The sequence below is a fragment of the Kitasatospora sp. NPDC005856 genome, assembly GCF_040629945.1.
GTDB lineage: Bacteria > Actinomycetota > Actinomycetes > Streptomycetales > Streptomycetaceae > Kitasatospora.
Genome location: NZ_JBEXWT010000188.1, coordinates 1 through 4,758, shown reverse-complemented (window position 1 = coordinate 4,758; position 4,758 = coordinate 1). Strand labels below are relative to the sequence as shown.

Annotated in this window: 5 protein-coding genes; 4 read left to right on the top strand and 1 reads right to left on the bottom strand. The window is 74.4% G+C overall.

The genetic code is table 11. The features are described 5' to 3' along the window. Positions 1-179 precede the first annotated feature (179 nt). From ABZ449_RS41705 to ABZ449_RS41690, 4 genes are all read left to right on the top strand, one after another. On the top strand, positions 180-875 hold the full coding sequence (locus tag ABZ449_RS41705; RefSeq protein WP_360357285.1) for a polysaccharide deacetylase family protein: 696 nt from the start codon (positions 180-182) through the stop codon (positions 873-875). A 136-nt stretch (positions 876-1,011) separates the two neighbouring features. After that, positions 1,012-2,019, top strand: coding sequence for an AraC family transcriptional regulator (locus ABZ449_RS41700; RefSeq protein WP_360357282.1), 1,008 nt, complete (start codon positions 1,012-1,014; stop codon positions 2,017-2,019). Between the two features lie 51 nt (positions 2,020-2,070). Next, on the top strand, positions 2,071-3,228 hold the full coding sequence (locus ABZ449_RS41695; protein WP_360357279.1) for an SGNH/GDSL hydrolase family protein: 1,158 nt from the start codon (positions 2,071-2,073) through the stop codon (positions 3,226-3,228). A gap of 402 nt (positions 3,229-3,630) precedes the next feature. Next, on the top strand, positions 3,631-4,164 hold the full coding sequence (locus tag ABZ449_RS41690; protein ID WP_360357277.1) for a GNAT family N-acetyltransferase: 534 nt from the start codon (positions 3,631-3,633) through the stop codon (positions 4,162-4,164). On the opposite strand, the gene ABZ449_RS41685 is transcribed toward ABZ449_RS41690, so the two are convergent. Continuing rightward, positions 4,091-4,525, bottom strand: coding sequence for a DUF6228 family protein (locus tag ABZ449_RS41685; RefSeq protein ID WP_360357288.1), 435 nt, complete (start codon positions 4,523-4,525; stop codon positions 4,091-4,093). The genes ABZ449_RS41690 and ABZ449_RS41685 overlap by 74 nt on opposite strands. Positions 4,526-4,758 lie beyond the last annotated feature (233 nt).

Genomic DNA, 4,758 nt, shown 5'->3' with positions numbered 1-4,758 from the left:
GCGCCCGGTCCGCGGTACCGCGGACCGGGCGCACGGGCCGCGGCACCCGGCGCTCGGCACTCGGCCCCCCGTGCCCGACTGGCCGATTCCGTTCGCTCGCGACCGGCGGAGGGTCGCGGCGGACGGGTCGCCGGGCGCAGACTGGCTGCGCACGGGTGTTCCGACCGCAGGGGGCAGGCATGGCCGTACGACCCGTCAGGCGCAGGACAGTCGGCAGGCTCCGGACCGCGATCGGCGCGCTGGTCGTCGCCCTGGCGGCGGGAACGGCGGTCGCCCTGCCGGCGGCCGAGGCGGAGGCGGCCGGCGCCAAGGGCGGCAAGGTGGTCTACCTGACCTTCGACGACGGTCCCAGCCCCGCCTACACGCCCAAGGTGCTGGCCACGCTCTCCCAGTACGGGGTGCGCGCGACCTTCTTCGAGATCGGGCAGAACGTCGCCGCCCACCCCTCGGTGACCGCGCAGGTCGCCAAGCAGGGCCACAGCGTGCAGAACCACTCCTGGTCCCACGCCGACCTGCGCAGGCTCTCCGCCGCCGCGCTCAACGCGCAGCTGGCCGACACCGACAAGGCCATCCGCGCGCAGACCGGCCGCACCCCGAGCTGCCTGCGCCCGCCGTACGGCGCGGTCAACAGCACGGTGCGCTCGAAGGCCGCCACGCTCGGCAAACAGGTCGTGCTCTGGTCGGTGGACCCGGCGGACTGGTCCCGCCCCGGCACGGCCGCGATCAGGTCGCGGGTGCTGAACAACGTCCGTCCCGGTTCGGTGATCCTGCTGCACGACGGGGGCGGCGACCGCTCCCAGACGGTGGCGGCGCTGCCGACGATCATCTCCACGCTCAAGGCGCGCGGATACGGCTTCGCCACCCTCTGCGGCTGAGTCCGGTCACCGGGCCGTCGACCGGTCACCGGGCCGCCGACCGGTCGGCGCGGCCGGGCCCGATCGTCGAGCAGTGCTCAAGAGTCTCTCGAATGACGGAGCGTCAAATCATGTCTCCCCGTCTACACTTGACGGAATGGATGCTCTGACGGGACTCCTCGGCGGCCCCAAGGCCCGGGGAGCGTCCCTGTTGCGCTCCGTCCTCACCCCGCCCTGGTCGCTGCGGATCGAGGACCGGGCTCCGCTCTCGGTGGTGACGACGGTCCGCGGCGACGCCTGGATCCTGCCCGAGCGCGGCACTCCGCTGCTGCTGCGCCCCGGCGACGTGGCGATCGTGCGCGGACCGGAGCGGTACACCGTGGCGGACGACCCGGACACCCCGGTGGACGTCATCGTCGGCCCGGGCCGGGCCTGCACCGAAGGCGGCGTGGACGGCTCCGAGGTGATGGCGCCCGGCGTCCGGACCCGGGGCCGGGGCGACGAGGGCGGCCGGACCTCCTCGGTGGTGCTGTCCTGCGCCTACCAGGCCGGGCACGAGATCGGCCGGCGGCTGCTCGGCTGCCTGCCCGCCCTGCTGGTCCGCCCCGCCGGCTCCGGCGCCGACGACACCCTGGTGCACCTGCTGGCCGCCGAGACGGAGCGCAACGAGCCCGGCCGGGAACTCGTCCTGGACCGCGTCCTGGACCTCCTGGTGGTCTCCGTGCTGCGCTCCTGGCTGGCCGCCCCCGACTCCGGTGCCCCCGCCTGGTACCGCGCCCAGCACGACCAGGTGGTCGGCCCGGTGCTGAGGATGATGCACGACGACCCGGCCACCGCCTGGACGGTCGCCGAGCTGGCCCGGCGGGTCGGGGTCTCCCGGGCCGGCCTGGCCCGCCGCTTCACCGCCCTGGTAGGAGATCCGCCGATGGCGTACCTGGCGGGCTGGCGCCTGGCGGTCGCCGCCGACCTGCTGCGCGAGCCCGACTGCACGGTCGCCTTCGCCGCCCGCAAGGTCGGCTACAGCAGCGCCTTCGCCCTCTCGGCGGCCTTCAAGCGGGTGCGCGGCATCAGTCCGCAGGAGCACCGCCGACTGGCCGCCACGGGCTCCCCGCCACAGCCTGCGGGCTCCTCGGGTCCGGCGGGGACGGTGATCGTGACAGGCTGAACGGGCTTTCCGACCGCGCGCCGCCCGCCCCGACGAACCGAAGGCAGCACCATGACGACGATCACCACCCCCGTCACCGAGGACCTCCTCCACGGCCATCTCGACCTCGAACGCACCGCCCGCGGCCTGCTGCCGCACCGTCTGCCCGCCGAAGCCCGCCGACGGATCCCCGACGAGCACCTCGCGATGGCCGAGTCCCAGCCCTCCGGCGTCCGGCTCGTCTTCCGCACCCGCGCCACCACCGTCACGCTGCACACCGTCCCCACCAAGCGCGCGTACCCGGGCGTCCCGAACGTGCCGGACGGCGTCTACGACCTCCTGGTGGACGGCCGGCTCACCGCGCAGACCGCCGTCCCCGGCGGCAACCTGTGCACCGTCGACCTCGCCGCCGGCCGCTTCGAAGTGACCGAAGGGCCGTCCGGCAGTGCCCGGTTCACCGGCCTGCCGGACCGGGACAAGACCGTCGAGATCTGGCTCCCGCACACCGAGACCACCGAACTGATCGCCCTCGACACCGACGCCCCGATCGAGCCGATCCCGACCGGCGCCCGCAAGCGCTGGCTGCACCACGGCAGTTCGATCAGCCACGGTTCCAACGCCGCCCACCCCACCGGCACCTGGCCCGCCCTGGTGGCCGGCGGCGCCGGCCTGGACCTGACCAACCTCGGCTTCGGCGGCGGCGCCATGCTCGACCCCTTCACCGCCCGCACCATCCGCGACACCCCCGCGGACCTGATCAGCCTCAAGCTCGGCGTCAACCTGGTGAACGCCGACCTGATGCGGTTGCGCGCCTTCACCCCGGCCGTCCACGGCTTCCTGGACACCGTACGGGACGGCCACCCGACCACACCGCTGCTGGTCGTCTCCCCGGTGTTCTGCCCGCTCCACGAAACCGTGCCGGGCCCGCTCGCCCCCGACTTCAGCAACGGCACCCTGCGCTACCGCGCCACCGGCGACCCCGCCGAGGTCGCCGCCGGCCGGCTCACCCTCACCGTCATCCGCGCCGAACTGGCCCGCATCGTCGCCGCCCGCCGCGCCGACGGCGACCACCACCTGCACCACCTGGACGGCCTGGCCCTCTACGGCGAGCCCGACCACGACGTCCACCCGCTCCCGGACGGTCTCCACCCCTCCCCGGAGGCCCACCGCCTCATCGCGGAGCGCTTCGCCGAACTCGCCCTCGCCCCAGGGGGAGCGCTGGCCGGCTGAGCGAATGGCGGTCAACCGCTGTACATTCTGGGCGAATTGAGCCTGGCAGCCTGGCAGCCCGGCAGCCCGGCAGCGCGGCAGGCGCCGGCGGGCTCCCGCCGCCCGTCGGCGCCTCAAGCGGTCGGCGCCCGACACGGCGGGAGCGCGAGCACGGTGACCACCGCGCCGCAGTGCACAGCCATGGAGACGGCCGCGACGTCCGCGTGGGCCATGCCGCCCGTGCCACCGCCGGCCACCGGGGCGCCCCACCCGCGGCGGGCGGAAGCGGCACCGGCGGATGCCCGAGCACCGGGCGCCTGCCGGGCGGCGGACCGGAATCCGTGGCTGCCGTCCCGGGGGCGGGACTTGGGGGAGCCGGGCGTGTGCCGTCCGGGTGGTACGAGCGTCTGTTAGCGTGCCTGGATGGAAGATCTGGGATCCGTGGTCTGGCCGCCTGAGCCGATCAGGACCGAGCGCCTCGTGCTTCGCGCCCCCGAGGGCCGTGACCGTGCGGTGTTCGTCGAGTTGCTTGCCTGCCCGCAGGTACACGCCTACCTCGGTGGGCCCCGGTCGCGTGACGAGCTGGAGCGCGAGACGCCCGAGGTGCCCGAGCGGTGGCCCGGGAGTTTCGTCGTCGACCTCGACGGGGTGATGATCGGCCAGGTCCTGCTCAGGAGGGCAACGGGCCACTCCCGTCCGGCTGCCGAGGGCAGGATCGACCTCGGCTACCTGTTCCTGCCGCGGGCGTGGGGATCGGGGTACGCCGGGGAGGCGTGTGCGGCGGCACTGGACTGGCTCGCCGGCGCGTTTCCCGGCGAGCCGGTGGTGCTCACCACCCAGAGCGCCAACACCGCCTCGATGCGTCTGGCGGCGAGGCTGGGGTTCACCGAGGTGGAGCGGTTCGAGGCCTGGGGCGCCGAGCAGTGGCTCGGCATGCGCGCCCCGGCCACGCCGTGAGGAGGCATCGGACATCGACCGCGAGGGCGGACAGCTGCTCGCCGGCGTCGAGCCAGGTCGTGACGGATGCCTCCCAACCACCGGCCGCGCTTCTCCACGGGTGAAGAGTCCAGGTCAGCCCGACGTGACCACCGGAGCGGAAGACCGCGCTGACGGTGAGGTCGCGGTTGTCCGTCTGCCAGACCCGCTGCCCGTCCCAGCCGCGGAAGTCGGTCGCCAGCGCCTCCAGGAAGGGTGCCAGGCCCGTCCCCTGGTTCCAGGAGACCACCGCGTCGACACGAGCGGCCAGTCCCGGGGCGGAGGCTTCGACGGTGTACAGCACGCGGTCCTCGTCGGGCCGGGAAGGGGCGCAGAGCCGCACGCTGACGGCGCGGTCGTTCCGGCAGCGGACGGTCACGGCGGTCGGCGCGTCGAGGTGGCCCGCCCCGTCCCTCGCGGTCCCGTCTTCGGGGCGGGGTGGGGTGGGGCGGGCCGTTGCGAACGTGGGAGTTCGCGGGGGTGGTTAGTTGAGGGCGGCGAGTGCGGCCTCGTAGTTGGGCTCGTCGGCGATTTCGGCGACGAGTTCGGTGTGCAGGACGGTGTCGTTCTCGTCGA